This is a genomic window from Stutzerimonas azotifigens (assembly GCF_013522725.1).
GTDB lineage: Bacteria > Pseudomonadota > Gammaproteobacteria > Pseudomonadales > Pseudomonadaceae > Stutzerimonas > Stutzerimonas azotifigens_A.
On the sequence record NZ_JAAMRF010000002.1, the window covers coordinates 578,487 to 604,469 of the forward strand.

Sequence of the window (25,983 nt, forward strand, 5' to 3'; positions counted from 1 at the left end):
TCATCGTCCTGCGTAGTTGCGCCATAGATGAATCGCGGCATAGGCGCGCCAGGGGCGCCAGGCATCGGCGCGCTTGGCCAGGGCCTTGGCGCCGATGCCATCCGGACCCCAGGTCGGCGCTTTGAGCAGGCCCAGGTCCGCGGCCGGAAAGGCATCCGCTTCGCCGAAGCCGCGCAGGGCGATGTACTGCGCCGTCCAGGGACCGATGCCGGGGAGTTCGCACAGGCGGGCCACCAGCGCATCGGCACCGTCTTCGACATGCAGTTCAAGCGCGCCCTGGGCGACGCTGGCGGCGAAACGCTGCAGCGCGGCCAGCCGTTTGGCGGGCATGCCGATGGCGTCGAGCGTCGCGCTGGCGATAGCTTCGGGGGTCGGGAACAGCCGGTCCAGCATCGGCATCGCTGGGTCGTGCTGGGGTTCGCCAAGCCGCTCGACGAGGCGACGGGTGATGGTGACCGCCGCCTTGATCGAAACCTGCTGGTTGATGATCGCCCGAACCGCCTGCTCGAACGGGTCGAACGCCGCCGGAAGACGCAGCGACGGTTTGGCGGCTATCAGGGGGCCGATCGCGTCGTCCTGGGCGAAGTGCCGGAGCAGCGTCTGCGGCTCGGTATCGAGATCGAACATCTTGCGCACGTGCGCGGCCAGAGGCTCGCGCACGCCGGCGGCCGAAGCGCTCAGGGTCAGCTCCAGGGCGTCCCGTTCGGGCAGTGGTCGCACGCTGAACCAGCCGCGGACCTCGGCCAGGCGGAAGTTGCGGCTGTAGCGCTCTTGCTCCAGCGCCTCGACGCCCGGCAGCAGACGCAGGGCGAAATGCTCATGGAATTGCCCCCATTCCCATGGCGGGCAATAGGGCAGATGTATGACGATCGGTTCACTCATGTGTAGACGATATTCGCTTGGAAGGTCGCTGTCGCGTCGGTTAGTGCTTTCAAAGCGGCAAGGTTTCACCTGTCCTTGAAGGCGACGTAGAATGCGCGGCCCTTTTCCAGGGCGGCCGGATGCGTCGCCCTCCATCGTCAGCCAGCGGAGATCGACCCCATGAGCGACTATCAGGAAACTCTCTACGAGGGTTACGGCCAGCGGTTTCGCATGGACCGGCTGCTGCACGAGGTGCGCACCGAACACCAGCATCTGGTGATCTTCGAGAACGCCCGCATGGGGCGCGTCATGGCGCTCGATGGTGTGATCCAGACCACCGAGGCCGACGAGTTCATCTACCACGAGATGCTCACCCACATGCCGATCCTCGCCCACGGGCTGGCGCGGCGGGTGCTGATCATCGGCGGCGGCGACGGCGGCATGCTGCGCGAGGTCGCCAAGCACGACAGTGTCGAGCACATCACCATGGTCGAGATCGACGGCACGGTGGTGGACATGTGCAAGACCTTCCTGCCCAATCATTCCCGCGGCGCGTTCGATGATCCGCGACTGAACCTGGTGATCGACGATGGCATGCGTTTCGTCGCCACGACCGACCAGAAGTTCGATGTGATCATCTCCGATTCCACCGACCCCATCGGCCCGGGCGAAGTGCTGTTCTCGGAAAACTTCTACCAGGCCTGCCGCCGCTGCCTGGCCGACGGCGGGATCCTGGTGACCCAGAACGGTACGCCCTTCATGCAGTTGTCCGAGGTGAAGACCACCGCCAACAGAATGAATGGTCTGTTCGCCGACTGGCATTTCTATCAGGCGGCGGTGCCGACCTACATCGGGGGTGCCATGACCTTTGCCTGGGGCGCGTGCGACAGCCAGACGCGCAAGCTGCCGCTCGACGTGCTCAAGCAACGGTTCGCCGGTAGCGCAATCGTTACCCGGTATTACAACCCGGAAATCCATCTGGGTGCTTTCGCCCTGCCGCAATACGTCTTGCAGGCCATCAACAAGTCCAGCAACAGCTGACCCCTCCTCGCGGGGCTCCCCAGGCCCCGCAGCCGGCCCGCCAGAGTCTCCTCCAGGCCAGGCGCGCAGGCTATCCCGGCGCGCTTCGTTCGAACTCCTCCCGCCGGCGGCTCTCAGAACTGATACGTAGGCTCACTGGCTTGCCCGCAATAACGGATCGCTGTTGGCCTCCATAGTGGATGTCAGGCGACAGTTGCCGGCGGCTGGCATACAGTCAGGGAGTTCGCACTAGCAAATGCCCGAGGAGGTTGATCATGAGTACTACCTTCCAAGAGGACATCAGCAGCAGCGTATTGCGGAGAATGAAGGAGGGTGGATTCGATTTTGCCCGGGTTCACCCCATCGAGTTCTACGCCATCTTTCCCGACGAAGGTTGCGCACGTTTGGCTGCGAGCAAGTTTCGCGGCGAGTCCACCAATGCGCAGATATCGGCCCGGGACGATGGTGCCTGGAGCCTGCAGGTCAGCAAGGTGATGTACGCCACCCACAACGGCATCGACGACTTCGAACAGGACCTCGAAGAGCTGGTGGAGCCCCTGGGTGGTGTGCTCGATGGCTGGGGCGTGACTCAGGAAATCAACGTCGAAGCCTGATCGTCAGCGTTCTCCGAAACGGCCCTGCAGCGCCAGATCCCAGGGGGCGGTCGGGCCGAATCGACTTTTCAGAAACTCCAGCAGCAGGCGAGTCCGCGAATCGGCTTCGCGGGTCAGGCGCAGCGCGTAGATGCCGCTCGGTTCCGGCGAGGGCAGGCCGTTTTCGCAGAACAGGGCTTGCAGCTCCCCGGCCTGCAGATGGTCACTGATCAGCCAGGTCGGCAGATGCGCGATGCCAAGTCCGGCGCGTGCGCCGGAAAGCAACGCCTCGGCGTTGTTGGCCACCATGCGCAACCGCCGGGGTCGCAGCAGGCGGCTGCGCCCTTCATGCTCGAAACGCCAGGCATGCGGCGGGGCCGGGCTGTCCCAGTCCAGTCCGTCATGCTCAGGCAGCTCCGCCGGAGTCAGCGGTACTCCGCGGCGTTGCAGATAGTCAGGGCTCGCGCATACCACTCGAATCATCGGCGCCAGAGGCGTGGCCACCAGTCGGGTGTCGGCCAGCGGGCCGATACGCAGTACCAGATCGACCTCGCCCAAATGCTCGCCCTGCAGATCGATAAAGCTGTCGATCAGGCGCAGCTGGATATCGACGCCCGGGTAGGCCTGGAGGAATTCAGCCAATGCCGGTGCCAGGTATCGCCTGCCGAAGGGCGCCGGGGCGTCGATGCGGATACGGCCTTCCGGCGAGTTGCCATGGGCAGCGGCCTCGGCCCGCGCCAGTTGCAGCTCCTGAAGGATGCGCCGGGCGCGTTCGGCAAACGCCAAGCCCGCGGCGGTCGGCCGTACCGCATGGGTGGTGCGACTGACCAGCCGGCAGCCGAGCGTCGCCTCCAGCGCATCGATGCGCCGCGAGACGGAAGAGGGCGTAAGCCCCTGTTGACGGGCCGCGCTGGAAAAGCTTCCGCTTTCCAGTACCGCGAGAAACAGGCTCAGTTGATCGGACAGGTTGTCTGGTTGCATCGTTGGCTCTTTGCGTTTTATGCATAGCCATTGTGCGTGGCTATGCGTTTCGCTGCCAGTCCGAGGGCCGTAGCATGTCGCCTTTCGTTGACGGAGTGTGGCATGTCGATCATGGAGTTCGCGCTGGACGTCGTCCTGGGTCTGGTGCTGGGTACGTTGGGAGGGCTGTTCGGCATCGGTGGCGGGTTGATCGCTATTCCCGTGCTGGGTGTACTGTTCGGCCTCGATCAGCAACTGGCCCAGGGGACTGCGCTGGTGATGGTGGTGCCCAACGTGCTGCTGGCAGTGTGGCGGTATCACCAGCGCAACCGCATCGACATTCGTCACGCGGGCGCCCTGGCGGTCAGCAGTTTCGCCTTCGCGATCATCGGCGCAGCGGTCGCCGTGTCGCTGGATGCAGGCCGTATGCGCATGGCTTTCGTCGGCTTTCTGCTGGCGCTGGCGGCCTACACATTGCTGCGAGCCTTCCTGCGCCAACAACCTGGCGGTACGGAGTTGAGGCATCCCTGGCCCTGGCTCGGCCTGCTGGGCGCAGGCGCGGGCTCGCTGGGCGGGCTGTTCGGCGTCGGCGGTGCGGTGCTTGCCACGCCCATTCTGACCGGCGTGTTCGGCACCAGCCAGGTCGTCGCCCAGGGGCTGTCGCTGGCGCTGGCGGCTCCGAGCACCGGCGTGACGCTGGCGACCTACGCGATGCACGGGCAGGTCGACTGGTGGCTCGGGTTGCCACTGGCCCTGGGCGGTCTGCTTAGCATCAGTCTTGGCGTTCGGCTGGCCCACGCGCTGCCCGAGCGCTTGCTGCGCGTCCTGTTCAGCGGGTTCCTGGTGGCAAGCGCGCTGCTGCTCGCCTACAAGGGCTGAGGGCCTCTCAGTCCTCGACGCGAGCTCTGCGGGCGCGGTGGATTTCCCGCCTGGCGCTCCGGGCCAGCCGGATGCCAAGCAGGATCGCCGCACAGCTGAGCCCGGCGATCAGGCCCTGCCAGAGGCCTTTAGGTCCGCTCGGCTCGCCCATCCAGTCGGTCAGGCCCAACAGGTAACCGATGGGCAGGCCGATTCCCCAGTAGGCGAACAGAGTGAAGACCATGGTCATGCGGGTGTCCTGGTAACCGCGCAGGGCGCTGGCGGCAGTGACCTGCACCACGTCCGAGAACTGGAACAGCGCGGCGTAGTAGAACAGACTGGCCGCTACCGCGATAACCGCCGGATCCGCCGTGTAGAAGCGGGGGATCTGCTCGTTGAGCAAGAGCATCGAACTCGCCGAAAAGCACGCGTAGATCAGCGCGGCGCCAATGCCCACGCCGGCGACGAAGCGCGCATCGCGTGGCGCGCCGCGCCCCAGCGATTGGCCAACTCTGACGGTGATGGCGATGCCCAGCGACAAAGGGATCATGAAGATCAGCGAGGTAAAATTGAGCGCGATCTGATGGCCCGCCACGACTTCGGCGCCGAGGCCACCGATCAGCAGCGCGATGACCGAGAAAATGCTGGCTTCGGCGAACACTGCAACGCCGATAGGTACTCCGACCGATAGCAGGCGCGCGATCGGCTCCCTTCGTGGCCATTCGAAGCGCAAGAAAAGCGCACTGGCTCGATAGTGCTCTTCACGGCTGACATGAAACAGCATGCCCAGGAACATGCAGCACATGACGATCGCGGTGGCCCAGCCGCAGCCGACCCCACCCATGGCCGGCAGCCCGAGCTTGCCGTAGATGAAGATGTAGTTAAGAGGGATGTTGAGCAGCAGCCCGAAGATGCCGATCTTCATGGCCGGCAGGGTCCGTCCGATCCCATCGCTGAAGCAGCGCAACACCTGATACAGCGCGACCGCGGGGAAGCCGCAGGCGACGGCACGGAGGTAGGCGATCGAAGGGTCGATAAGTGCCGGGTCGACCTGCATGAGGCCCAGGATCGGACCGGCGTTCCAGAGCGCCACCGCACAGAGCGCGCCCACGCCAAGCCCCATCCACATCGCCTGGCGCACCAGTGGACCGATCTGCTCCTGCTGGTTGGCGCCGAAACGCTGGGCCACGTTTGGCGTGGTCGCAAGGATGGTGCCCGTCATCAGCAGGAACATCGGAACCCAGAGGGAATTGCCGAGCGCCACGGCGGCGAGGTCCGACGCGCTGACGCGGCCGGCCATCACGGTATCGACGAAGCCCATGGCGGTATGTGCCAGTTGGGCGATCATGATGGGGAAGGCAAGGGCGAAGAGGGTACGCAGTTCGCTGAGTACACGCCCGAGTCGGGGCTGCGTGGGCATTGCGGTTTTCCGGTTGTATACAAAATGGACGGCAAGTCTACGCGCCGGCGCAATGACCCGAAAGCGGCCGTGATGCCTTTGCTAGAATGACCAGCCGACCCCCGCAGGAGCTGCGCATGCGTATTCTCGCCGACGAAAACATTCCCTTGGTCGACGCCTTCTTCGCCGAGCTGGGGGAGATCCGGCGCATGCCCGGGCGGGCAATCAATCGCGCCGCCGTCGAACACACCGATGTGCTGCTGGTCCGCTCGGTAACGCGGGTCGATCACGAGTTGTTGAAGGACTCGGCGGTGCGCTTCGTCGGTACCTGCACCATCGGCACCGATCACCTAGATCTGGATTACTTCGAGCAGGTCGGGATCGACTGGGCAAGCGCGCCCGGCTGCAACGCCCGCGGTGTCGTGGACTATGTACTCGGCAGTATCCTCGCGCTGGCAGAGCGCAGCGGAGTGGACCCGGCCTCGCGCCGTTACGGCGTAGTCGGCGCCGGCGAGGTCGGAGGCCGCCTGGTAGAGGTCTTGCGCGGTCTGGGTTGGTCGGTGCAGGTCTGCGATCCGCCGCGGGCTGTCCGTGAAACGGGCGATTTCGTGGCTCTCGAGCAGTTGCTGGCCGAGTGCGATGTCATCAGTCTGCACACGCCGCTCGAGGCCGAGGGTGCGTTCGCTACCTTTCACCTGATCAGTGACGCCGAACTGGGCCGCCTCGAGCCGGGCACCTGGCTGATCAACGCCAGTCGCGGCGCGGTGGTCGACAATGCGGCGCTGCTGCGCAAGCTCGAAGGTGGCGCAGACCTGCAGGTGGTGCTGGACGTCTGGGAAGGTGAGCCGCAGGTCGATGTCGAGTTGGCCAGGCATTGCCTGATCGCCACGCCGCATATCGCCGGCTACAGCCTCGAAGGCAAGCTGCGCGGTACTGCGCAGATTCACCAGGCGTTCTGCGCTGCCCGTAGCCTGGCGCCTGGCGCTAGCCTGGACAGATTGATGCCGCCGCCTGGGCTGCAGGGTCTGAGCTTCGCCGCCAGTGCCGAGCCGCTATCTGCTCTGTCCACACTATGCCGAGCGGTCTATGACCCGCGCCGTGACGACGCCGATTTTCGCCGTAGCCTGTCCGGCGACGAGGCCAGCCGCCGGGCCGCCTTCGACGAGCTACGCAAGCGTTATCCGGTCAGGCGCGAAATCGACGGGTTGCAGGTGCACATCGACGGCGACAATCCGGCTCTCGAGCGAATCGTGCGGGCGCTGGGCGCTTCGCTGATCTAGCGTGGCGCTGATTGGCGCCCGGGCAGTCGGGCTCAGATCGGATGCAATTTGGCGCCTGCTCCGCTAGCATAACCAGTCCTCCGCTTCAGCTCGCGATGGTGTTATGAGTTATCAGGTGCTTGCCCGTAAATGGCGTCCGCGATCGTTCCGCGAAATGGTCGGACAGACGCATGTGCTGCGGGCTCTGATCAACGCGCTGGACAACCAGCGGCTGCACCACGCCTATCTGTTCACCGGTACCCGCGGGGTCGGCAAGACCACCATCGCGCGGATCATCGCCAAATGCCTCAACTGCGAGAGGGGTGTCAGCTCGACGCCCTGTGGGCAGTGCTCGGTCTGCCGGGAGATCGATGAGGGGCGCTTCGTCGACCTGATCGAAGTGGACGCGGCGAGCCGCACCAAGGTCGAGGACACCCGCGAACTGCTCGACAACGTGCAGTACGCGCCCAGCCGTGGTCGCTACAAGGTCTACCTGATCGACGAAGTGCACATGCTCTCGTCGCACTCGTTCAACGCGCTGCTCAAGACCCTCGAAGAGCCGCCGCCGCACGTCAAGTTCCTGCTGGCCACCACCGACCCGCAGAAGCTGCCAGTGACGATCCTTTCGCGCTGTCTGCAGTTCTCGCTGAAGAACATGCCGCCCGAGCGGGTGGTCGAGCACCTGACCCACGTGCTCGGCGAAGAGCAGGTGCCGTTCGAAGAAGATGCGCTCTGGCTGCTGGGCCGTGCGGCTGACGGCTCGATGCGCGACGCCATGAGCCTGACCGATCAGGCCATCGCCTTTGGCGAAGGGCGGGTGATGGCCGCCGATGTGCGTGCAATGCTCGGGACGCTCGATCACGGGCAGGTCTATGGCGTGCTGCAGGCGCTGCTCGAAGGCGATGCTCGAGCGATGCTCGAGGCGGTGCGCCATCTTGCCGAACAAGGGCCCGACTGGTCGGGCGTGCTCACCGAGATGCTCAACGTCCTGCACCGCGTGGCCATTGCCCAGGCACTGCCCGAGGCGGTCGACAATGGCCAGGGCGATCGCGACCGGGTGCTGGCGCTTGCCCAGGCTTTGCCGGCCGAAGACGTGCAGTTCTACTACCAGATGGGCCTTATCGGGAGGCGCGACCTGCCGCTCGCTCCGGAGCCGCGCAGCGGTTTCGAAATGGTGCTGCTGCGCATGTTGGCGTTCCGCCCGGCCGACAGCGACGATGCGCCTCGAACATCGCTAAAGACAGCAGGAATCAGCCCGGCCACGACTGATTCCTCGCGTCAGGTGGCCGGTACGGTTAGTCCGCCGCCGGTCGCTCCTGTCGTTCCAGCGGGGCCAGCAGTCGCAGCCCCGGCGCCGCAGACACCCGCGAATGTGCCTGCCACGCCGCCAGTCGCCGAGCCGGTCGGGTCCGTTCCGAGCGTGCCCGCTGCGCAACCGGAGCCGCACGGCGAGCCGTACGTTGAGCCGCATTCCCAGCCGCAACCCAGCGCCGCACCGTCAATGGCTGAAGCCGAAGCGCCTTCGGACAACCCGCCGATCGCCGATCTGCCCTGGGAAGAGCCGCCTGCCACGCCGCCGGTCGCCGCGCTTCCCGAAGCCGTGGCGGACGTGCCGTCGCTGGCTGCCGAGGAGCATCACGCGCCGGTGGTACTGGTCAATGAGCCCGATGACGACGAGCCGCCGATTACCGACGAAGACTATTTCGAAGTCGAGGCGCAGGCCGAGGCTTACCTCGACGGGCTGGACGAGCCGATCGCCGAGCCGCAGCCGCCGGCCCAGCCTGCGCTGGCCATTCGGCCTGCCAGCGGGCTGAGCGCCGAGTGGCTGGAACTGTTTCCCAAGCTCGGTCTGGGTGGGCTGACCGGCAGCATCGCGGCCAACTGCACCCTGGTGGCCGTAGAGGGTGATCGCTGGCTGATGCACCTGGACCCTGCTCAGAGCGCGCTGTTCAACGCGACCCAGCAGCGTCGTTTCAACGATGCGCTCAACCAGTATCACGGGCGTATCCTGCAGCTGGACATCGAGCTCAAGGAACCGCAACAGGAAACGCCCGCCCAGGCCGCCGCCAGGCGTCGTGTCGAGCGTCAGCGGGCCGCGGAGCGCTCGATCCAGAGCGATCCGGTTGTCCAGCAGCTGATGCAGCAGTTCGCTGCCGTGGTCCGCGACGGCACCATCGAACCCGTAGAAAACACCGAAAGCTGATTTTGATTCCGAGGTGATACCCATGATGAAAGGTGGCATGGCCGGCCTGATGAAGCAGGCGCAGCAGATGCAGGAAAAGATGCAGAAGATGCAGGAAGAGCTGGCGAACGCCGAGGTCACTGGCCAGTCCGGTGCCGGCCTGGTCAGCGTCGTGATGAACGGCCGACACGACGTCAAGCGCGTCAGTCTCGACGACAGCCTGATGCAGGAAGACAAGGAGATCCTCGAAGACCTGATCGCCGCAGCGGTGAACGACGCGGTGCGCAAGATCGAGCAGAACAGCCAGGAAAAGATGGCGGGCATGACCGCCGGGATGCAGTTGCCCCCAGGGTTCAAGATGCCGTTCTAATCGGCGGACGAACCAGGCGGGAAGTTGCCGCTCCCTGTCCATTCGCGGACAGGTGCACGCCGGCGGCCTCCGCTTTTTAGATTTCAGCGTTTCGAGACCTCCATGAGCTTCAGCCCCCTGATTCGCCAACTCATCGACGCATTGCGCATCCTGCCCGGCGTCGGCCAGAAGAGTGCCCAGCGCATGGCGCTGCAAATGCTCGAGCGCGACCGCAGCGGCGGCTTGCGGCTCGCCCAGGCCCTGTCGCGGGCGATGGAAGGCGTGGGTTATTGCCGCCAATGCCGCACCCTGAGCGAAGACGAGATCTGTCCGCAATGTGCCGACCCTCGGCGTGACGACAGTTTGTTATGCGTGGTGCAGAGCCCGATGGACGTGTTCGCCGTCGAACAGACCGGTTTTCGAGGCCGCTATTTCGTGCTCAAGGGTCACCTCTCGCCGCTTGATGGGCTGGGCCCTGAGGCCATCGGCATCCCCGAGTTGCTCGAGCGTGTCGCCAATGCCACGTTCGCCGAAGTGATTCTTGCCACCAATCCAACTGTGGAGGGTGAGGCGACCGCCCATTACATCGCCCAGATGCTCGCCCCCAAAGGCCTGGCGGTCAGCCGCATCGCGCACGGCGTGCCGCTGGGTGGCGAGCTCGATCTGGTGGACGGTGGCACGCTGGCCCATGCCCTGGCGGGTCGCAAGCCAATCAGTGTCTAGGGCGCGCTAATACGGCACGTCGTCTTGCAATTAATGGCTAATTGCCGGATCGGATGGATGACGGCCATCAGCTGATTCGTGTAAAGTTATAAGTGCTCTTTAGTATATAACTTAAAAGAATATCTTGCATGTTTCCGGTTATATGCGCCGGTCTGCCGATGTTGGAGGTTTGGTAATGAAAGCTCGGAATTTATTGATCCCCGCGCTGCTGTTGATCAGCGCCTTCGCTCAGGCCCAGGAGAAATTCAAGGTCGGTTATATCCGCGTGATGGACGATGCCCAAGCCATGGTCGCCCATGAGGCCGGGCTCTATCAGAAGCACGGCTTGGACGTCGAGCTGATCGAGTTCAGTTCGGGTACCGATTTGATCAAGGCCATCGTCGGCGGCCAGCTCGATACCGGCGTATTGGGCTTCACCAATGCGGTCGCCTGGGCCTCCAAGGGGGCCGACCTCAAGGTCGTCGGCGGCGCGCAGCAGGGTTATCACTCAATCGTCGCGCGCGAGGCGACCGATATCAAAGAGGTAGCCGACCTCAAGGGTCATAGCCTGGCCTCCCAGAAGGAAGGCAGCACCGCCGATACCGTTCTGCGCGGCGTGACCTTCCGCGACGCCAACCTGCAACCGGGTGATGTCAACGTGCTCGGTGTCAGCCCTGCCGTTGCGGTGCAGTCGCTGGTCTCCGGTCGGGTCGATGCGGCTTTCCTGTTCGAGCCTTATGACCGCATCGCCCAGTTGGTCGCGCCGGTTCGCCAGATCTACGAGATTGGTGAGGTCTGGCCGTTCCCCTGCATGGTGGTGATCACCTCCGGCGACATTCTCGCCAAGCGCAAGGATGCCGTATGGAAGAGTCTCGATGCGCAGCGCGAGGCAATCGAGATGCTGGAAAACCAGCCCGCCGACGCAGCCAAGCTGATCGCCAACTACTTCATCGCCGAACCGACGCTCAAGACGCTGCAACGCGGCGAAGTGCCCCGTGAAGTGGTGATCGAGGAGGCCATCGCTACCCAGACGTTCAGCCCGAAGCTGGACGCCGATGACCTGGCGCGCATCCAGGAGCTGGCCGATATCCTGCAACAGCAGGGTTCGCTCAAGACTCGCGACGGCAAGCCGTTCGATACCAGCGCTATCGTCGACCTGTCCTGGCAGCAGGCGCGCGAACTCTGATCATGACGCCATGACCGCCCGGCCCGGTGCCGGGCGGTCGCGTTTCCTGCGCCGCTGCGGCGCTCCGATGGTTTTTGGATGGTTATGCAGCTTAGCTTCGAAGACGTAGACAAGCGCTTTGGCGAGCTTGAAGTCATCAAGGGCTTCTCCCGCCAGATCGCCCAGGGCGAGCTCGTTGCCCTGGTAGGCCCCTCCGGTTGTGGCAAGTCGACCCTGCTGCACTTGGTGGCGGGGCTCGAACAGCCCACGGCTGGCCGCGTGCTGGCCGACGGCAAAGCCATTACCGGGCCCAGCCCGCGGCGTACCCTGGTATTTCAGGAGCATGCGCTTTATCCCTGGCTGTCGCTGCAGGCGAACGTGGCGATGGCGCTGGAACTGCAAGGCGTGGCCAAAAGCCAGGCTTTCGACCAGGCAAGGAGTTGGCTGGCTCGGGTCAATCTCGTGGGTTTCGAGGATTACTACCCCCACCAGGTATCCGGCGGTATGCGCCAACGCACCGCGCTTGCCCGTGCGTTCATCGCCAAGCCTGAAGTGCTGTTGCTCGACGAGCCGTTCGGCGCCCTCGATGCGCTGACCCGGATGGCACTGCAGGACGTGCTGGGCGAGCTCATCGACGAGCATCGCCCCACGGTGCTGCTGGTGACTCACGATGTTGACGAAGCGCTGTACCTGGCCGATCACATTCTGGTGTTCAGCAATCGTCCGGCGCGGGTCCTCAAGGCTTTCGATTTCGCCCATTGCGAAAAAAGCCACGACCTGTCCGGCTTTGCCGCCGAGCGCAAGGAAATACTCCAGCTGTTGGGAATCAAGACGGAGGTCGAGCACCCATGAGTCAACCTCGTCGGCTTACCGGCCCCCGAAAATATCTTGCCGTGCTGCTCGCGGTGCTGTTCATCGCGCTGATCTGGCAGGCGGCGGCTTGGAGTCTACCCTCGTTCCTGATGCCCGGAATTCCCGCAGTGTTCGCGCGATTGGTCGAGGCGGTGCAGGAGCCCGCGTTCCGTGACGGCCTGCTAGGCAGTATGAGCCGCCTGGGCAGCGGTTACAGCTTCGCCTTGTTGTTCGGCATCGGCTTCGGGCTGGTCGGTGGCGTGCTGTTTTTCTTCCGCGAGATCCTGCGCTCGGCGATCGTCATCCTGCAGTCGATCCCCTCGATCGCCTGGGTGCCGCTGTTTCTTATCGTGATGGGTTTCGGCAACCTGCCGATCATCGTTGTGGTCGCCCTGGCGGCGTTCTTTCCGATGGCACTGTCGGTGATGAACGCCACCGAGAGCGTACAGCCGGTGCATGTGTCGGCCGCACGAGTGATGGGCGCGTCTCGCTGGCAATTGCTGCGCCGAGTCTACCTGCCCGCGGTCATGCCGGAGCTGATCACCGGGGCCCAGCTGGCGTTCGGCAACGCCTGGCGTGCGCTGATCTCGGCGGAGATGCTGATCGGTTTCGGTCAGGGCCTGGGGCGCTCGCTGGCGTATTCGGGCGAGATCGCCGATATGGTGGGTGTGATGATGAATATTCTGGTCATCGCCATACTCGCAACGCTGATCGATCAGGTCGTGCTGGAAAAATTCAAGCAGCGGATGCTCCGTTACCAATACGTCTGAGGCCCGAATCATGGCTGCTCGGTTGCTTGCGGGGTTGATGCTTGCATGCCTGGCGGCGCCGGTTTCGCTGGCGGCGCCTGCGCTGCAGGTCGCCCTGGCTGGTGACCATCGCGCGCTACGCGCTAGCACTCAGGACGTAGTGCCCGGCAGTTTCGAGCAGGAACTGGCCGAGCGGTTGGCGGCATCGTTGCAGCGGCCCGTCGCTGTTGGCGATAGCGCAGCTGCGGATCTGATCATCGGCCCGCAAGAGCAGGGCGCTATTTTCTACCAGAGCGAGATGGCCGCCCTGACCGCTGCTCAAGGCGGTATCGAGCGGTGGGATCAACTTCGCGAAAAGCCGTTCTGCGTGACTCAAGGCAGCCCTTATGGTCCGCAGGTGGTGGAACGCTTTGGCGGGCGGATGCGTGAATACCCCAGCGCTGCCCATGCGTTGATCGGTCTCAAGCTGGGTGAGTGCCAAGCGGTGGTGGATGACAATCGGTTGCTCGCCGACATCGCGCCGCTGCCGGAGTGGCAACGCTATAACCGGCTATTGCCAGCGTTCGCTGAGGTCGTTGTGACGCTGCGGGCCGCGACCAACGAGGCAGCCTTGCAGACGCAGGTGGGGGAGAGGCTGGAGACCTGGCGCCGCGACGGTAGCCTCGATCAGCTGATCCAGCACTGGATCGATGAAGTAGCCTTCCAGGCCTACGTCCTGGCCGACACCCTCGACTGCCACTAAAGCTCGTTATTCGCCGTCGCGTGCCCTGATCAGTTCGGCTAATGCCTGTTGCAGCCCCTCGAGATTGAGCGGTGCACGAAGATGGCCGCGCAACGTCGCGTCCGGCCCGACTAGGGCGAGATTGCCGCTGTGGCTGACGCTGTAGTTGCCTTGGGTATCGCTTGCCGGCACGAACGGCAGACCCAACCCCCTGGACAACGTCTGCAGTTGATCCACTTCGCCAGTCAGGCCGAGGAATCCCGCGCGGTAGAAACCCAGGTACTGCTTCAATTGCGCGGGGGTATCGCGAGCCGGGTCGGCGCTTACCAGGATCACTTGCAGCTGGTCGCGCACATCTGGCTCGAGTTGCGACAGCAAACGGCGGACATCGGCCAGGGTCGTTGGGCAGATATCAGGGCAATGGGTAAAGCCGAAGAACAGCAACGACCAGCGTCCCCGCAGCTCTGAAGTGCTGAAGGGCTGATCATCCTGATTGGTCAGGGTGACCTCGGGCAGGGCCCGCTCGCGCGGCAGCACCAGCAGGTTGGCTTCATCGAGCAGTGCCTGGCGGTCCAGCCCCTGGGCTGCCAGAGGCAGACACAGGGCGCAGCTCAGAGTCAGGATCAGCGCCTTGCGCATGGTGAATGGCTTCCGGGGATGAGGAGCTGCGCCGAGCGCGGGCTCAGCGATCGTCCAGGGCGAACGCGGTCAGGGTAAAGGTCGGTATGCCGGCGTCCTGCAACTTGCGCGAGCCGTCCAGCTCCGGCAGGTCGATGATCGCGGCCGCTTCGTGGATGCGGGCGCCCATTCGCCTGACCAGCTGGGCCGCGGCGAGCAGGGTACCGCCGGTGGCGATCAGGTCGTCGAACATCAGGATCGAGTCGCCTTCGCAGAGGCTGTCGGCGTGGACTTCCAGATAGGCTTCGCCGTATTCGGTGCAGTAGGACGCTGACAGCACGTCGGCAGGCAACTTGCCCTGCTTGCGGAACAGGATCAGCGGCTTGTTCAGCTCATAGGCGATGATCGAGCCGATCAGGAAGCCGCGTGCATCCAAGGCGCCGATATGGCTGAAGTCGGCCTCCACGTAGCGCTGGATGAAACTGTCGGCGACCATGCGCAGCGCGCGCGGCGATTGGAACAGCGGGGTGATGTCGCGGAATACCACGCCGGGCTTGGGAAAGTCCGGCACCGGGCGGATCAGGGTCTTGATACTGAATTCGTCGAATATCATCTCAGAGATCCATGTTGCCGCCGGCCAGTGCGCAGAGGCCGATGGAGTCCACTATCCGGACTTCCTTGCCTTCGGCTTCGATCAGGCCGTTTTGCTGGAAGCGTGTAAAGACTCGCGAGACCGTTTCCACGGCCAAGCCGAGGTAGTTGCCGATCTCGTTGCGCGACATCGACAGGCGGAACTGGCTCGCCGAGAAGCCACGAGCGGTGAAACGCGCCGAGAGGTTCACCAGGAAGGTGGCGATGCGCTCGTCGGCGGTCTTTTTCGAGAGCAGCAACATCATCTGCTGATCGTCCCGAATCTCGCGACTCATGATGCGCATCAGCTGCCGGCGCAGCTGGGGCAGGGCGACGCTGAGCTCATCGAGGCGTTCGAAAGGTATTTCGCAGACCGAGGTGGTCTCCAGCGCCTGCGCCGTGACCGGATAGGCTTCGGTATCCATGCCGGACAGGCCGACCAGCTCGCTCGGCAGGTGGAAGCCGGTGATCTGCTCTTCGCCATTGTCAGTCACGCTGAAGGTGCGCAGGGCGCCTGAGCGGACCGCGAACACCGAATTGAAGGTGTCGCCCTGGCGGAACAGCGTTTCGCCTTTTTTCAGCGGACGCCCGCGCTTGACGATCTCGTCGAGTGCATCCATGTCCTGCATGTTCAGCGAGAGGGGCAGGCAAAGACCGGAAAGGCTGCAATCTTTGCAGTTCACCTGTCTTTGCGCGCGGGCGTTGATCGGCTCGGCCATCGTTGCGTCCTGGGTACATGCGAGTGGTTTGTAAGGTTAACCCAGGCAGGGGATGGAGCCAACCGAGCCGGTGTCGCATGCGCGGCACCCGATGATCAGATCACTCGCGAATAACGCTGTGTCGTTTGTTGCGGCAGGTAGTGGTCGAAGGCCATGCAGACTACGCGTACCAGCAGGCGACCGGCAGGCAGGACCGAGATCAGCTGTTCGTCCAGGGTGATCAGGCCATCGTCGCTCATCTGTACCAGCAAGGGCCAGGCATCCTGGAAGTAGGTCTGAAAATCGATCCCGTGGCGGCGCCCGAGTTGGGTATGGTCGAGTTCGAAGTCGCAGATCAGGCGGCGAATCACGTCGCGGCGGATACGGTCGTCGTCGTTGCAGTGCAGGCCGCGCTGCGTGGCGAGCTGGTCGTGCTCGAGCTGCTGTTGATAGGTGTTGAGGTCGCTGCTGTTCTGGCAGTAGAGGTCACCTATCTGGCTGATCGCCGAGACGCCCAGGCCGATCAGGTCGCAATGGCCATGGGTGGTGTAACCCTGGAAGTTGCGCTGCAGAGTGCCGTCTTCCTGGGCGACGGCCAGCTCGTCATCGGGCAGGGCGAAATGGTCCATGCCGATGTAGCGGTAGCCCGCTTCGGTCAGCTGCTCGATGCTGTGCTTGAGCATGTGCAGTTTGTCCGATGGGGTCGGCAGATCGTGGGTATTGATCCGCCGTTGCGGCATGAAACGCTCCGGCAGGTGGGCATAGTTGAAGAGCGAAAGCCGGTCCGGCTGCAGCTTGATGATGGCCTCCACCGTGCTGGCGAAGCGGTCCGGCGTCTGCAGGGGCAGGCCATAGATCAGGTCTATGTTAACTGACTTGAACTGCAGCGTGCGCGCGGCCTCGACGATGGCCTGGGTCTCCTCCAGGCTCTGCATGCGGTTGATCGCCCGCTGCACCTGCGGATCGAGGTCCTGCACGCCCAGGCTGACGCGATTGAAGCCCAGTTCGCGAAGCAGGCCCATGGTCGGCCAGTCCGCTTCGCGTGGGTCGATCTCGATGCTGTAGTCGCCTGCGCCGTCTTCCAGCAGGTTGAAATGCCGGCGTAGGAGGGACATCACCCGGCGCAGCTCGTCATGGTTGAGAAAGGTCGGAGTGCCGCCGCCGAAATGCAGTTGCTCGACGAGCTGCCCGGGGCCGACGTGGGCGGCGACCAGTTCGATCTCCCGTTCCAAACGATCCAGGTAGATCTGGGCGCGACTGCGGTCCTTGGTGATGACCTTGTTGCAGGCGCAGTAGTAGCAGATGTTGGCGCAGAACGGGATGTGCACGTAGAGCGATAGCGGCCGGTTGGCCTTGCGGCTGTCACGCAACGCGTGCAACAGGTCGAACGAGCCGATGTTGCCATTGAACTGGACGGCCGTCGGATATGAGGTATAGCGAGGGCCGGCCTGATCGTAGCGGCGGATCAGATCGATATCCCAATGAATGACGTCTAGCATGATGGCACCCCGGCAAAACAGCGATGGGCCGATTCTAGGGGCCGCCCCGGCCGTGCGACTTGACATGAATCAAGCAAGGCCGGAGGCCGGGTACCGGCGGTCGCCACCGGACCTGCATTTTCCGTGAGTCCTCGTTGTCCAATTCCCGAGACGCCGCCGCTCTGCCGCGCTGTTTACCCCGCGCCAGCGGTGCAGTATTTTCCCTCTGTCCCAAATACCCGGCCCAAGGCCCCAGGAGGAACCACCGATGCATAGCCGTCAGCCTGAAATTGCCGCAGCACTGAAGGTTTGCGCACCCTTTGACGGCCCTGCCTCGATCCAGGCGGAAATAGACCGGCGCGTGGCATTCATTCAGCAGTGCCTGAGAGTCTCGGGGATGAAAACCCTGGTGCTCGGGATCAGCGGCGGTGTCGATTCGACGACCGCCGGGATGCTGGCGCAGCGTGCCGTCGAGGGGATGCGCGCGGCGGGCGAGGGGGACGACTACCGGTTCATCGCGGTGCGCCTGCCGTATCAGGTCCAGCACGACGAGCACGAGGCGCAGCTGGCGATCGACACCATCAAGCCAGACGAATGCCATACGGTGAATATCGGTACGGCGGTGCTGGGGCTCGCCAAGGCGACCGAAGCGCTGGAAGCGCTCACGCCTGAAAAACGCGATTTCGTGCTGGGCAACGTCAAGGCGCGGATGCGCATGGTGGCCCAGTACACCATCGCCAATGCGAGGCAAGGGCTGGTCATCGGTACCGATCATGCCGCCGAGGCGGTGATGGGATTCTTCACCAAGTTCGGTGATGGCGCTTGTGACCTCACGCCGCTGACCGGTCTGGTCAAGCATCAGGTCCGCGAAGTCGCCGCCGCCCTGGGTGCGCCGCAGCAACTGGTGCAGAAGGTGCCAACCGCCGATCTGGAAGAGCTCACCCCCGGCAAGCCGGACGAGGATGCCCACGGCGTTACCTACCAGGACATCGATGCCTTCCTGCAAGGCAAGGATGTACCGGATGCTATCGCGCAGACCATCGTCGATACCTACGACAAGACGGCGCACAAGCGCGAGCTGCCCAAGGAGCCGTAAGGCCAGCGGCCGCCTCTCGCCTGAGCACGGTGGCCATGTGTCGTTGTCTCGACCGCAGCAGGGCGACTCCTCGCCGCTGTCAGTGGTGGTGATATTCGCTGGTGGGTGCCTGATCGCCTGTTGCCGGCGCGCCGTGACCCATCAGCCAGTGCTGGTGTGGTCCGGGTAGCGTCCAGAGGCCGAACAGCATCACCAGCACACCGCCGGCCATCCGGACGCGCCGCTTGCGCAGCACCGCCATCAGGCGTTCGGCGGCCAATCCGGTCGCCAGCAGCACCGGCCAGGTGCCGATACCGAACGCAAGCATCAGCAATGCGCTTTCCCAGGCGTCGCCCTGGCTGGCTGACCACAGCAGCGTGCTGTAGACCAGGCCGCAGGGCAGCCAGCCCCACAGGGCGCCGAGTAGCAATGCACGAGGAAGGGTTTTGACGGGCATCAATCGACTGGCCACCGGTCGCAGGTGCTTCCACAGGCCTCGGCCCAGCGCTTCGATACGGGTCAGACCGCTCCACCAGCCGGCCAGGTACAGCCCCATCGCGATGAGCAGAAGCGCTGCCACGACCCGCATGGCCGTCGATGCCGGGCTATTGGAAACCGCCCAGCCGGCCAGACCGACCAGCAGCCCGGCGGCGGTGTAGCTGAGTACACGGCCGAGGTTGTAGCCCACCAGCAGGCGCAACCGCCTGCTGCGCTGCTCGGCCGGTATGCCCAGGGTCAGGGCGCCCATCAGACCTCCGCACATGCCCAGGCAGTGACCGCCGCCGAGCAGGCCGAGTACGAATGCCGAGATCAGCAGGGGGAACAGTTCAATCACGACGGCGCTCGTCCGCTGGCATATCGCCGTCTTCGGCTTGTTCGACGCCCGCCTTGTGCCGCGGATCCTCGTCGTCGAACAGGATGCTGTGTGCCGGGCCTTCAAGGTCGTCGTACTGGCCGCTGTCCACCGCCCAGAAGAATACCCAGATCGCGATCGCGACCAGCACCACGGCGATGGGAATCAAGACATACAAGGCAGCCATGGCAACTCCGGATTGATGGCGCATGCGAGCGCAAAGGGCCAGTGGGCTTGCGAGGTGCGATCAGTGACGGGCGAGTCGCAGCGCATTGAACACCACCAGCAGCGAACTGACCGACATGCCCAGCGCCGCCCACAGCGGGGTGACCCAGCCCACGGCGGCGAACGGCAGTACCAGGCCATTGTACAGGCTTGCCCAGGTGAGGTTTTCGATGATGATGCGCCGGCTGCGGCGGGCCACCGAGAACGCCTCGACCAGGCTGTCCAGACGGTTGGACAGGAGCACGGCATCGGCGCTGGTCTTGGCCAGGTCGGTGGCCGAACCCATCGCGACGCTGATGTCCGCCGCCGCCAGAACCGGGACGTCGTTGACCCCGTCGCCGAGCATCAGCACGCGGTGTCCCTGGGCCTGCAGAGCCTGGACCCTGGCCAGCTTGTCGTCCGGCGTCAGGCCGCCTTCGGCCTGCTCGATGCCCAGCGTCCGAGCCACGTGGCCAACCATCGGCGAACTGTCACCCGACAGCAGCAGCGTCTGCCAGCCCTGGCGTCGGCAGGCCTCCAGCAGCGCTGGCGCGTCGTTGCGCAGGCGATCATCAAGCACCAGCCAGGCCAGCGCGCCCTGCTCGTCGCCGAGCAGTAGCCATTGCCCCTGGTCGCCTGGAATCTGCGGGGCAGGGGCGCCATAGCCTCGGGCGACGAAGGCTGGTTGGCCGATCCGCAGCCTGCGACCGTCCACCCTTCCTTCAAGGCCGAGGCCGGGGACGCTTTCGACCTGGTCCGCCGCCAGCGGCGCCTGGCCGAAGGCGCGGGCGATGGGGTGCTCGGAGCGATTTTCCAGCGCGGCGGCCAGCGCCAGGCACTGGTCGGCGTCCAGCGTTCCGAGTGGCAGCACCTGGACGAGGTTCAGGCGTCCTTCGGTCAAGGTCCCGGTCTTGTCGAAGACCACGGTGTCGATCTGCCTGAGGCCTTCGAGCACATGGCCGCGAGTCAGCAGCAGCCCGAGCTTGTGCAGGGTGCCGGTGGCGGTGGTCAGTGCTGTCGGTGTCGCCAGCGAGAGGGCGCAGGGGCAGGTCGCCACCAGCAGGGCCAGCACGATCCAGAAGGCGCGCGCGGGATCGATCTGCCACCACACGAGGCCGACCACGGCGGCGACGCCGAGCACGATCAGCAGGAACCACTGCGCTACCCGATCCGCCAGCTCGGCAATCCGTGGCTTGTCGGCCTGGGCGCGTTCGAGTAGACGAACGATGGCAGACAGGCGCGTCTCGTCCCCCAATGCCGCCACGCCGATCGTCAGCGGGCCTTCGACATTGAGCGTGCCCGCCGTGACCGTATCGCCGACGACTCGCGGTTGCGGCAGGTATTCGCCAGTCAGCACCGATTCGTCGACGCTCGACTGTCCGTCGAGGATCAACCCGTCGGCCGGGATCAGCGAGCCGGGTGTCACCAGTACGCGGTCGCCGATGAGCAGTTCGCTGAGCAGAATCCGGCGGCTCTGGCCATCTTCGTCCAGCCTTAGGCAGGACGTGGGCAGCAGGTTGACCAACTGCGCCGTCGCCGATGCGGTACGTTCGCGGGCACGGCGTTCCAGGTAGCGTCCGGCCAGCAGAAACAGCGCGAACATGCCGACCGCATCGAAGTACAGCTCGCCATGGCCGGTTACCGTCGACCAGATGCCCGCCACGTAGGCGCCGCCGATGGCGAGGGATACCGAGACGTCCATGGTCAGGTGACGGGTCCGCAGATCGCGGACCGCGCCCTTGAAGAAATCGGTGCAGCAATAGAACACGATCGGCGTGGTAAGCAGCAGGGCGGTCCACCGCAGGATGCGGTCCATTCCCGCTGACAGGTCGAGGTTGAATTCCGGCCAGGTCGCCATGCTCGCCATCATCACCTGCATCCAGAGCAGCCCGGTAACGCCGAGCTGGCGCATCGCCCGACGGTTTTCCCGGGCGATGCGTTCGGCAGCCTGGTCAGCTTGATACGGATGGGCGGCATAGCCGATACGGCGCAACTCGCCGAGCAATTCGCTGAGCGGCAGGTGGGCATCGCTCCAGCGCACCTGCAGGCGGTGATTGGACAGGTTGAGGCTGGCCTCGGCCACACCTTCCAGAGCGCGCAGGTGGCGCTCGATCAGCCAGCCGCAAGCCGCGCAGCTGATGCCTTCGATATGCAGAGCGGTGCTGGCGAGCTCGCCGTCATGGCGGACAAAGGGCTCCTGCACATCGGCGCGGTCGTACAACTGGAGCTCGTCGCTGAGCGCCTGGGGCAATGCCTGGGGATTGGCAGAGGTGTCGCTGCGGTGCTGGTAGTAGCTTTCCAGGCCGCCCTCGACGATCGCCTCGGCGACCGCCTGGCAACCCGGGCAGCACATGTCGCGGGATTCACCGAGAACGGTAGCAGTGAAACGGCTACCTGCGGGTACCGGCAACCCGCAGTGATAGCAGGGCAGAGGTGTCGCCATCAGCCCTTGCTCAATGGTTCAGCTCGAGCGTCTGGCCGGGTTCGATGGTCATTTCCTCGAACAGACGCCAGTCCTGGTCGCCCTCGCGCCCCAGCAGTTCGACGAAGCGCCGTCCCGTGACCGCATCCTGCATGTGCCCTTGATAGATGCCGTCGCCCTGAGGCTGCAGCACAACGCGACGGTCGCGCTCCGGCTGAGTCGGGGAAATCAGATTGAGGACCAGCTGCTGCGGCCGGCTGACGCCCGAAAGCTGCAGCTCGGCGATGCCGGCGTCGTCGTTGAACGTCAGCTGTGCATTCATCTGCAGGCGCGTGGCGAGCGTTTCGCGTTCCAGCGACTGGTTGATCCCTTTGCCGGCATCGTAATAGTTGTCGGAAACCAGCGAGTCGGAATTGCGAATCGCGATGGTCAGTAGCGACAGGCCCAGCACCACCGCGAAAACCAGAATGGCGATGATGAACCAGGCCCAGGGTTGGGTGTACCAGCGAGTGATTTGAGTATCGGTATGCATGCGGTGCCTGTTAGCGAACGCTGGGGCCGATGAAGCGGCTGTCGGCGTCGTCAGTGATGGAGTCGTCGTCCGCCGACTGGATGTGGAAGACGATCTTGTTGGTGCTCGAGGGCAGTTTTTCCGGCGGAACCGACAGCCCTACCGGGATCGACAGTTGCTCGCCAGCGGCCAGGCGCACCTCCTTGCGGCCGTGGTAGATCAGACCTTCCAGACCGGATGCGTCAATCACCACCGTTTGCTCATGCTGCGCCTTGTTCATCAGCTTGAGCGTATAGACGTTCTCGATGTTGCCTTCCTGATTCTCGCGGAACAGCACGCGGTCCTTGCTGACGTCCAGCTTGACCAGCGGTCGTTCGACGACGGCGTAGGCGAACAGGCCCATCATCACCAGCAGTGCGATGGCGTAGCCGATCAGACGCGGGCGTACCAGTCGGGTCTTCTGCCCGGAAAGGTTGTGCTCGGTCGTGTAGCTGATCAGGCCCTTGGGGTAGTTCATCTTTTCCATGATGGTGTCGCAGGCGTCGATGCAGGCGGCGCAGCCGATGCATTCGATCTGCAACCCATCGCGGATGTCGATGCCGGTCGGGCAGACCTGGACGCACATGGTGCAGTCGATGCAGTCACCCAGGCCCATGGCCTTGTAGTCGGCATCTTTCTTGCGCGGCCCGCGGCGTTCGCCTCGGCGCGGGTCGTAGGAGACGATCAGGGTGTCCTTGTCGAACATCACGCTCTGGAAGCGCGCATAAGGGCACATGTAGATGCACACCTGCTCGCGCAGATAGCCGGCATTGCCGTAGGTGGCGAGGGTGAAGAAACCGACCCAGAACACTGCCCAACCGCCCGCCTGCAGCGTGAACAGCTCAGGAATCAATTCGCGGATGGGGGTGAAGTAGCCGACGAAGGTGATCGCGGTCACCAGGGAGACGGCCAGCCAGATGGCATGCTTGCCAGCCTTGCGGGTGAGCTTGTTGGCACTCATCGGTGCCTTGTCCAGCTTCATGCGCTGGTTGCGATCGCCCTCAGTGACCTTTTCTGCCCACATGAACACCCAGGTGAACACGCTCTGCGGGCAGGTGTAGCCGCACCAGACGCGCCCGGCGAAGACGGTGATGAAGAACAGGCCGAAGGCGGCGATGATCAGTAGGGCCGAAAGCAGGATGAAATCCTGCGGCCAGAAGGTAGCCCCGAAGATGTAGAACTTGCGTTCGGGCAGGTTCCACCAGACCGCTTGCCGGCCTTCCCAGGTTAGCCAGACGGTGCCGAAGTAAAGAAGGAAGAGGGCGGCGCCACCGAATCGACGAAGGTTGCGAAACAGGCCGGTGAACGCGCGGGTGTAGATTTTTTCACGCTGTGCATACAAGTCGACGGAACCTTCGACCTGACGCGGGGCAGTGACATCTCGAACGGGAATCTGCTCAGTCATCGGTTGCGTACCACGGCGTTGGGTAGGTGTCCCGGTCGATGCGTGCCGACCGGGATCTCTTCTGACTTGGCTGCGTATGGTACGCCCCGGGGGAGGGGGTCAGGTGCGACAGGTCGTCGCCCCTGGCTTACTCGTTCTCCGGCTGCCGAGACAGGCTGTAGACGTAGGCGGCCAGCAGGTGAACCTTGTCGTTGCCAAGGTGCTGCTCCTGAGCCGGCATGTGACCGTTACGGCCATAGCGCAGGGTCTGCTGAACCTGGCCGAAGCTCGAGCCATAGAGCCAGACTCGATCGGTCAGGTTCGGTGCGCCCATGGCCTGGGTGCCTTTGCCTTCGGCGCCATGGCACACGGCGCAGTTGGCAGCGAAGACTTCCTTGCCCTTGGTCATGTCGACCTGAATGCCTTCAGGATTCTCCAGGCCCGAGAGGCTGCGCACGTAGCCGGCCACGTTGCGGATGCCTTCTTCGCCGATCACATCGAGCCAGGCCGGCATCGCGGCTTGGCGGCCGCCCATGATGGTGGTCTTGATGGTCTCGGGTTCGCCGCCCCACAGCCAATCATTGTCGGTCAGGTTGGGGAAGCCATAGGCGCCACGGGCATCGGAGCCGTGGCAAACGGCGCAGTTGGATGCGAACAGGCGGCCGCCCATGCGCAGGGCCTGTTCGTCCTGGGCGACTTCCTCGATGGGCATGGCCGCGTACTTGGCGAACAGCGGGCCGTACTGCGCCTCGGCGCGAGCGACTTCCTTCTCCCACTGGTGCACACCGGTCCAGCCCTGCTCGCCGGTTTCGAAGGCGACTTGGGCTTCGCCGTCGAGGTACTGGTAGCCGGGCAGGATGCCCTTCCAGTTACCCAGGCCCGGATAGAGCACCAGGTAGCCGAGGGCGAAGATCACGGTGGCGACGAACAACATGAACCACCACTTGGGCAGCGGGTTGTCGTATTCCTCGATGCCGTCGAAGGCATGGCCGACGGTTTCGTCAGTGCTGTCGTTACGCTGTCCCTTGCGCGTGGCAAACAGCAGCCAGACCAGGGCCGCGATGGTGCCCAGCGTCAGCAGAGTAACGTACCAACTCCAAAACAAGCTCATTTGTTCTTACTCCTGGAAGCTTCTTCATCAGGCTTCTTGGCGTCGGTCTCATCCGCGAAGGGCAGGTTTGCCGCGTCATCGAAGCTACTTTTGCGCTTGCTGCTGTAAGCCCAGAGCACGACGCCGATGAATGCGACAAAGACCAGCACTGTGCCCAGGCCGCGGAGAGTTCCGATATCCATCATGAATTACCGTTTGTTGGTGAGCGCGGTGCCGAGCACCTGCAGGTAAGCGACGAGGGCATCCATTTCGGTCTTGCCCCTCACGGCGTCCCGTGCGCCTGCAATGTCTTCCTCGGTGTAAGGGACACCGAGCGAGCGCAAAGCTTCCATCTTCTTGGCGGTGTCCCTGCCGTCGAGGGTGTGTTCGACCAGCCAGGGGTAGGACGGCATCTTCGACTCGGGTACCACGTTGCGCGGGTTGTAGAGGTGCGCGCGGTGCCAGTCGTCGGAGTAGCGGCCGCCGACGCGGGCCAGGTCCGGGCCGGTACGCTTGGAGCCCCACAGGAACGGATGGTCGTAGACGCTCTCGCCAGCGACCGAGTAGTGGCCGTAGCGCTCGGTCTCGGCACGGAACGGACGGATCATCTGCGAGTGGCAGCCAACGCAGCCTTCGCGGATGTAGATGTCACGTCCTTCGAGCTGCATGGCGGTGTAGGGCATCATGCCTTCGACCGGCTCGTTGACCGCGTCCTGGAAGAACAGCGGGACGATCTGAGTAAGACCGCCAATGCTGACCGCCAGGATCATGAACAGGGTCAGCAGGCCGATGTTCTTTTCTACTTTTTCGTGTTGCTTCATTTCCCGTCAGCTCCTCAGGCGATCTGCGCCGCGGCTTCGTATTCGGCCGGCTTGGCGGCCCGTACGGTGCGCCAGGTGTTGTAGGCCATCAGCAGCATGCCGGTGAGGAAGAACGCACCACCGATCATGCGCACCACGAAGCCGGGATGGCTGGCTTCCAGTGCTTCTACGAACGAGTAGGTCAGGGTGCCGTCCTCGTTGACTGCGCGCCACATCAGGCCCTGGGTGATGCCGTTGACCCACATCGAGGCGATATAGAGCACGGTGCCGATGGTGGCCAGCCAGAAGTGCGCGTTGATCAGACCGACGCTGTGCATCTGCACACGGCCGAATACACGCGGAATCAGGTGGTACATCGAGCCAATGGTGATCATCGCCACCCAGCCGAGGGCGCCGGCGTGTACGTGGCCGATGGTCCAGTCGGTGTAGTGGGAGAGGGCGTTGACGGTCTTGATGGCCATCATCGGGCCTTCGAAGGTGGACATGCCGT

28 protein-coding genes are annotated in these 25,983 nt (G+C 64.1%); 12 read left to right on the plus strand and 16 right to left on the minus strand.

From position 1 onward, the window contains the following. A complete protein-coding gene (locus G7026_RS05775) occupies nucleotides 1-882 on the minus strand; it encodes a DNA-3-methyladenine glycosylase family protein (protein WP_181069791.1) in 882 nt (293 codons plus the stop codon). 159 nt (nucleotides 883-1,041) lie between these two features. Between G7026_RS05775 and speE the strand changes: the two genes are divergently transcribed. Together speE and G7026_RS05785 are read left to right on the plus strand one after the other, a co-directional pair. Beyond that, on the plus strand, nucleotides 1,042-1,902 hold the full coding sequence (gene speE, locus G7026_RS05780) for a polyamine aminopropyltransferase (RefSeq protein ID WP_181069792.1): 861 nt from the start codon (nucleotides 1,042-1,044) through the stop codon (nucleotides 1,900-1,902). A 254-nt stretch (nucleotides 1,903-2,156) separates the two neighbouring features. Continuing rightward, nucleotides 2,157-2,495: a ribonuclease E inhibitor RraB gene (locus G7026_RS05785; RefSeq protein WP_181069793.1), complete on the plus strand. Its 339-nt coding sequence runs from the start codon at nucleotides 2,157-2,159 to the stop codon at nucleotides 2,493-2,495. Nucleotides 2,496-2,498: 3 nt separating this feature from the next. Here G7026_RS05785 and G7026_RS05790 read toward each other — a convergent pair whose 3' ends face one another. Then, nucleotides 2,499-3,455 (minus strand): LysR family transcriptional regulator, encoded by a 957-nt coding sequence (locus G7026_RS05790; RefSeq protein WP_181069794.1) that lies wholly within the window; start codon nucleotides 3,453-3,455, stop codon nucleotides 2,499-2,501. Between the two features lie 102 nt (nucleotides 3,456-3,557). On the opposite strand from G7026_RS05790, the gene G7026_RS05795 reads away from it, so the two are divergent. After that, on the plus strand, nucleotides 3,558-4,313 hold the full coding sequence (locus G7026_RS05795; RefSeq protein ID WP_181069795.1) for a sulfite exporter TauE/SafE family protein: 756 nt from the start codon (nucleotides 3,558-3,560) through the stop codon (nucleotides 4,311-4,313). A gap of 7 nt (nucleotides 4,314-4,320) precedes the next feature. Here G7026_RS05795 and G7026_RS05800 read toward each other — a convergent pair whose 3' ends face one another. Beyond that, nucleotides 4,321-5,766 (minus strand): MATE family efflux transporter, encoded by a 1,446-nt coding sequence (locus G7026_RS05800; RefSeq protein ID WP_308811760.1) that lies wholly within the window; start codon nucleotides 5,764-5,766, stop codon nucleotides 4,321-4,323. Nucleotides 5,767-5,828: 62 nt separating this feature from the next. On the opposite strand from G7026_RS05800, the gene pdxB reads away from it, so the two are divergent. From pdxB to G7026_RS05840, 8 genes are all read left to right on the plus strand, one after another. Next, nucleotides 5,829-6,971, plus strand: a complete 1,143-nt coding sequence (gene pdxB, locus G7026_RS05805) for a 4-phosphoerythronate dehydrogenase PdxB (protein WP_181069797.1) — start codon at nucleotides 5,829-5,831, stop codon at nucleotides 6,969-6,971. Between the two features lie 103 nt (nucleotides 6,972-7,074). Next, nucleotides 7,075-9,153, plus strand: coding sequence for a DNA polymerase III subunit gamma/tau (gene dnaX / locus G7026_RS05810; protein WP_181069798.1), 2,079 nt, complete (start codon nucleotides 7,075-7,077; stop codon nucleotides 9,151-9,153). 22 nt (nucleotides 9,154-9,175) lie between these two features. Continuing rightward, nucleotides 9,176-9,502 (plus strand): YbaB/EbfC family nucleoid-associated protein, encoded by a 327-nt coding sequence (locus G7026_RS05815; protein WP_008567825.1) that lies wholly within the window; start codon nucleotides 9,176-9,178, stop codon nucleotides 9,500-9,502. Nucleotides 9,503-9,604: 102 nt separating this feature from the next. Next, entirely contained in the window at nucleotides 9,605-10,204 is a 600-nt protein-coding gene (gene recR / locus G7026_RS05820) for a recombination mediator RecR (RefSeq protein ID WP_181069799.1), read from the plus strand. A gap of 175 nt (nucleotides 10,205-10,379) precedes the next feature. Then, nucleotides 10,380-11,369, plus strand: coding sequence for an ABC transporter substrate-binding protein (locus tag G7026_RS05825; RefSeq protein WP_181069800.1), 990 nt, complete (start codon nucleotides 10,380-10,382; stop codon nucleotides 11,367-11,369). An 84-nt stretch (nucleotides 11,370-11,453) separates the two neighbouring features. Then, nucleotides 11,454-12,200 carry an ABC transporter ATP-binding protein gene (locus G7026_RS05830; RefSeq protein WP_181069838.1) on the plus strand — a complete coding sequence of 249 codons (747 nt, stop codon included), beginning with the start codon at nucleotides 11,454-11,456 and terminating at the stop codon, nucleotides 12,198-12,200. Next, nucleotides 12,197-12,970: an ABC transporter permease gene (locus G7026_RS05835; RefSeq protein WP_138408622.1), complete on the plus strand. Its 774-nt coding sequence runs from the start codon at nucleotides 12,197-12,199 to the stop codon at nucleotides 12,968-12,970. The genes G7026_RS05830 and G7026_RS05835 overlap by 4 nt, the downstream gene beginning before the upstream one ends. A gap of 10 nt (nucleotides 12,971-12,980) precedes the next feature. Continuing rightward, nucleotides 12,981-13,691, plus strand: coding sequence for a transporter substrate-binding domain-containing protein (locus G7026_RS05840; RefSeq protein WP_181069801.1), 711 nt, complete (start codon nucleotides 12,981-12,983; stop codon nucleotides 13,689-13,691). Between the two features lie 6 nt (nucleotides 13,692-13,697). Here the strand turns inward: G7026_RS05840 and G7026_RS05845 are convergent, their stop codons facing one another. The 4 genes from G7026_RS05845 to hemN form a co-directional block, all read right to left on the minus strand. After that, the gene (locus tag G7026_RS05845) at nucleotides 13,698-14,309 is read right to left on the minus strand and encodes an SCO family protein (protein ID WP_181069802.1); all 612 of its coding nucleotides are present in this window, start codon (nucleotides 14,307-14,309) and stop codon (nucleotides 13,698-13,700) included. Nucleotides 14,310-14,352: 43 nt separating this feature from the next. After that, nucleotides 14,353-14,901, minus strand: a complete 549-nt coding sequence (locus G7026_RS05850) for an adenine phosphoribosyltransferase (RefSeq protein WP_181069803.1) — start codon at nucleotides 14,899-14,901, stop codon at nucleotides 14,353-14,355. A 1-nt stretch (nucleotide 14,902) separates the two neighbouring features. After that, complete coding sequence (fnr, locus tag G7026_RS05855; RefSeq protein ID WP_181069804.1) at nucleotides 14,903-15,637, minus strand: fumarate/nitrate reduction transcriptional regulator Fnr; 735 nt, start codon at nucleotides 15,635-15,637, stop codon at nucleotides 14,903-14,905. Nucleotides 15,638-15,732: 95 nt separating this feature from the next. After that, nucleotides 15,733-17,115, minus strand: a complete 1,383-nt coding sequence (hemN, locus tag G7026_RS05860; protein WP_181069805.1) for an oxygen-independent coproporphyrinogen III oxidase — start codon at nucleotides 17,113-17,115, stop codon at nucleotides 15,733-15,735. A gap of 247 nt (nucleotides 17,116-17,362) precedes the next feature. Between hemN and nadE the strand changes: the two genes are divergently transcribed. After that, a complete protein-coding gene (gene nadE / locus G7026_RS05865; RefSeq protein WP_181069806.1) occupies nucleotides 17,363-18,190 on the plus strand; it encodes an ammonia-dependent NAD(+) synthetase in 828 nt (275 codons plus the stop codon). 79 nt (nucleotides 18,191-18,269) lie between these two features. On the opposite strand, the gene G7026_RS05870 is transcribed toward nadE, so the two are convergent. The 9 genes from G7026_RS05870 to G7026_RS05910 form a co-directional block, all read right to left on the minus strand. Beyond that, a complete protein-coding gene (locus tag G7026_RS05870; protein ID WP_181069807.1) occupies nucleotides 18,270-19,004 on the minus strand; it encodes a sulfite exporter TauE/SafE family protein in 735 nt (244 codons plus the stop codon). Next, nucleotides 18,997-19,209: a cbb3-type cytochrome oxidase assembly protein CcoS gene (gene ccoS / locus G7026_RS05875; protein WP_181069808.1), complete on the minus strand. Its 213-nt coding sequence runs from the start codon at nucleotides 19,207-19,209 to the stop codon at nucleotides 18,997-18,999. The genes G7026_RS05870 and ccoS overlap by 8 nt, the downstream gene beginning before the upstream one ends. A 60-nt stretch (nucleotides 19,210-19,269) precedes the next feature. Beyond that, nucleotides 19,270-21,669 (minus strand): heavy metal translocating P-type ATPase, encoded by a 2,400-nt coding sequence (locus tag G7026_RS05880; RefSeq protein WP_181069809.1) that lies wholly within the window; start codon nucleotides 21,667-21,669, stop codon nucleotides 19,270-19,272. 10 nt (nucleotides 21,670-21,679) lie between these two features. Next, complete coding sequence (locus G7026_RS05885) at nucleotides 21,680-22,180, minus strand: FixH family protein (protein ID WP_181069810.1); 501 nt, start codon at nucleotides 22,178-22,180, stop codon at nucleotides 21,680-21,682. A gap of 10 nt (nucleotides 22,181-22,190) precedes the next feature. Beyond that, complete coding sequence (gene ccoG, locus G7026_RS05890; protein WP_181069811.1) at nucleotides 22,191-23,603, minus strand: cytochrome c oxidase accessory protein CcoG; 1,413 nt, start codon at nucleotides 23,601-23,603, stop codon at nucleotides 22,191-22,193. Between the two features lie 127 nt (nucleotides 23,604-23,730). Next, on the minus strand, nucleotides 23,731-24,693 hold the full coding sequence (ccoP, locus tag G7026_RS05895) for a cytochrome-c oxidase, cbb3-type subunit III (RefSeq protein ID WP_181069812.1): 963 nt from the start codon (nucleotides 24,691-24,693) through the stop codon (nucleotides 23,731-23,733). Continuing rightward, nucleotides 24,690-24,875, minus strand: a complete 186-nt coding sequence (locus G7026_RS05900) for a cbb3-type cytochrome oxidase subunit 3 (protein ID WP_138408609.1) — start codon at nucleotides 24,873-24,875, stop codon at nucleotides 24,690-24,692. The genes ccoP and G7026_RS05900 overlap by 4 nt, the downstream gene beginning before the upstream one ends. A gap of 6 nt (nucleotides 24,876-24,881) precedes the next feature. Then, nucleotides 24,882-25,493 (minus strand): cytochrome-c oxidase, cbb3-type subunit II, encoded by a 612-nt coding sequence (gene ccoO / locus G7026_RS05905; protein WP_181069813.1) that lies wholly within the window; start codon nucleotides 25,491-25,493, stop codon nucleotides 24,882-24,884. Nucleotides 25,494-25,507: 14 nt separating this feature from the next. Then, nucleotides 25,508-25,983, minus strand: a 476-nt coding sequence (locus tag G7026_RS05910; RefSeq protein WP_181069814.1) for a cbb3-type cytochrome c oxidase subunit I, incomplete at its 5' end; no start/stop codon positions are given.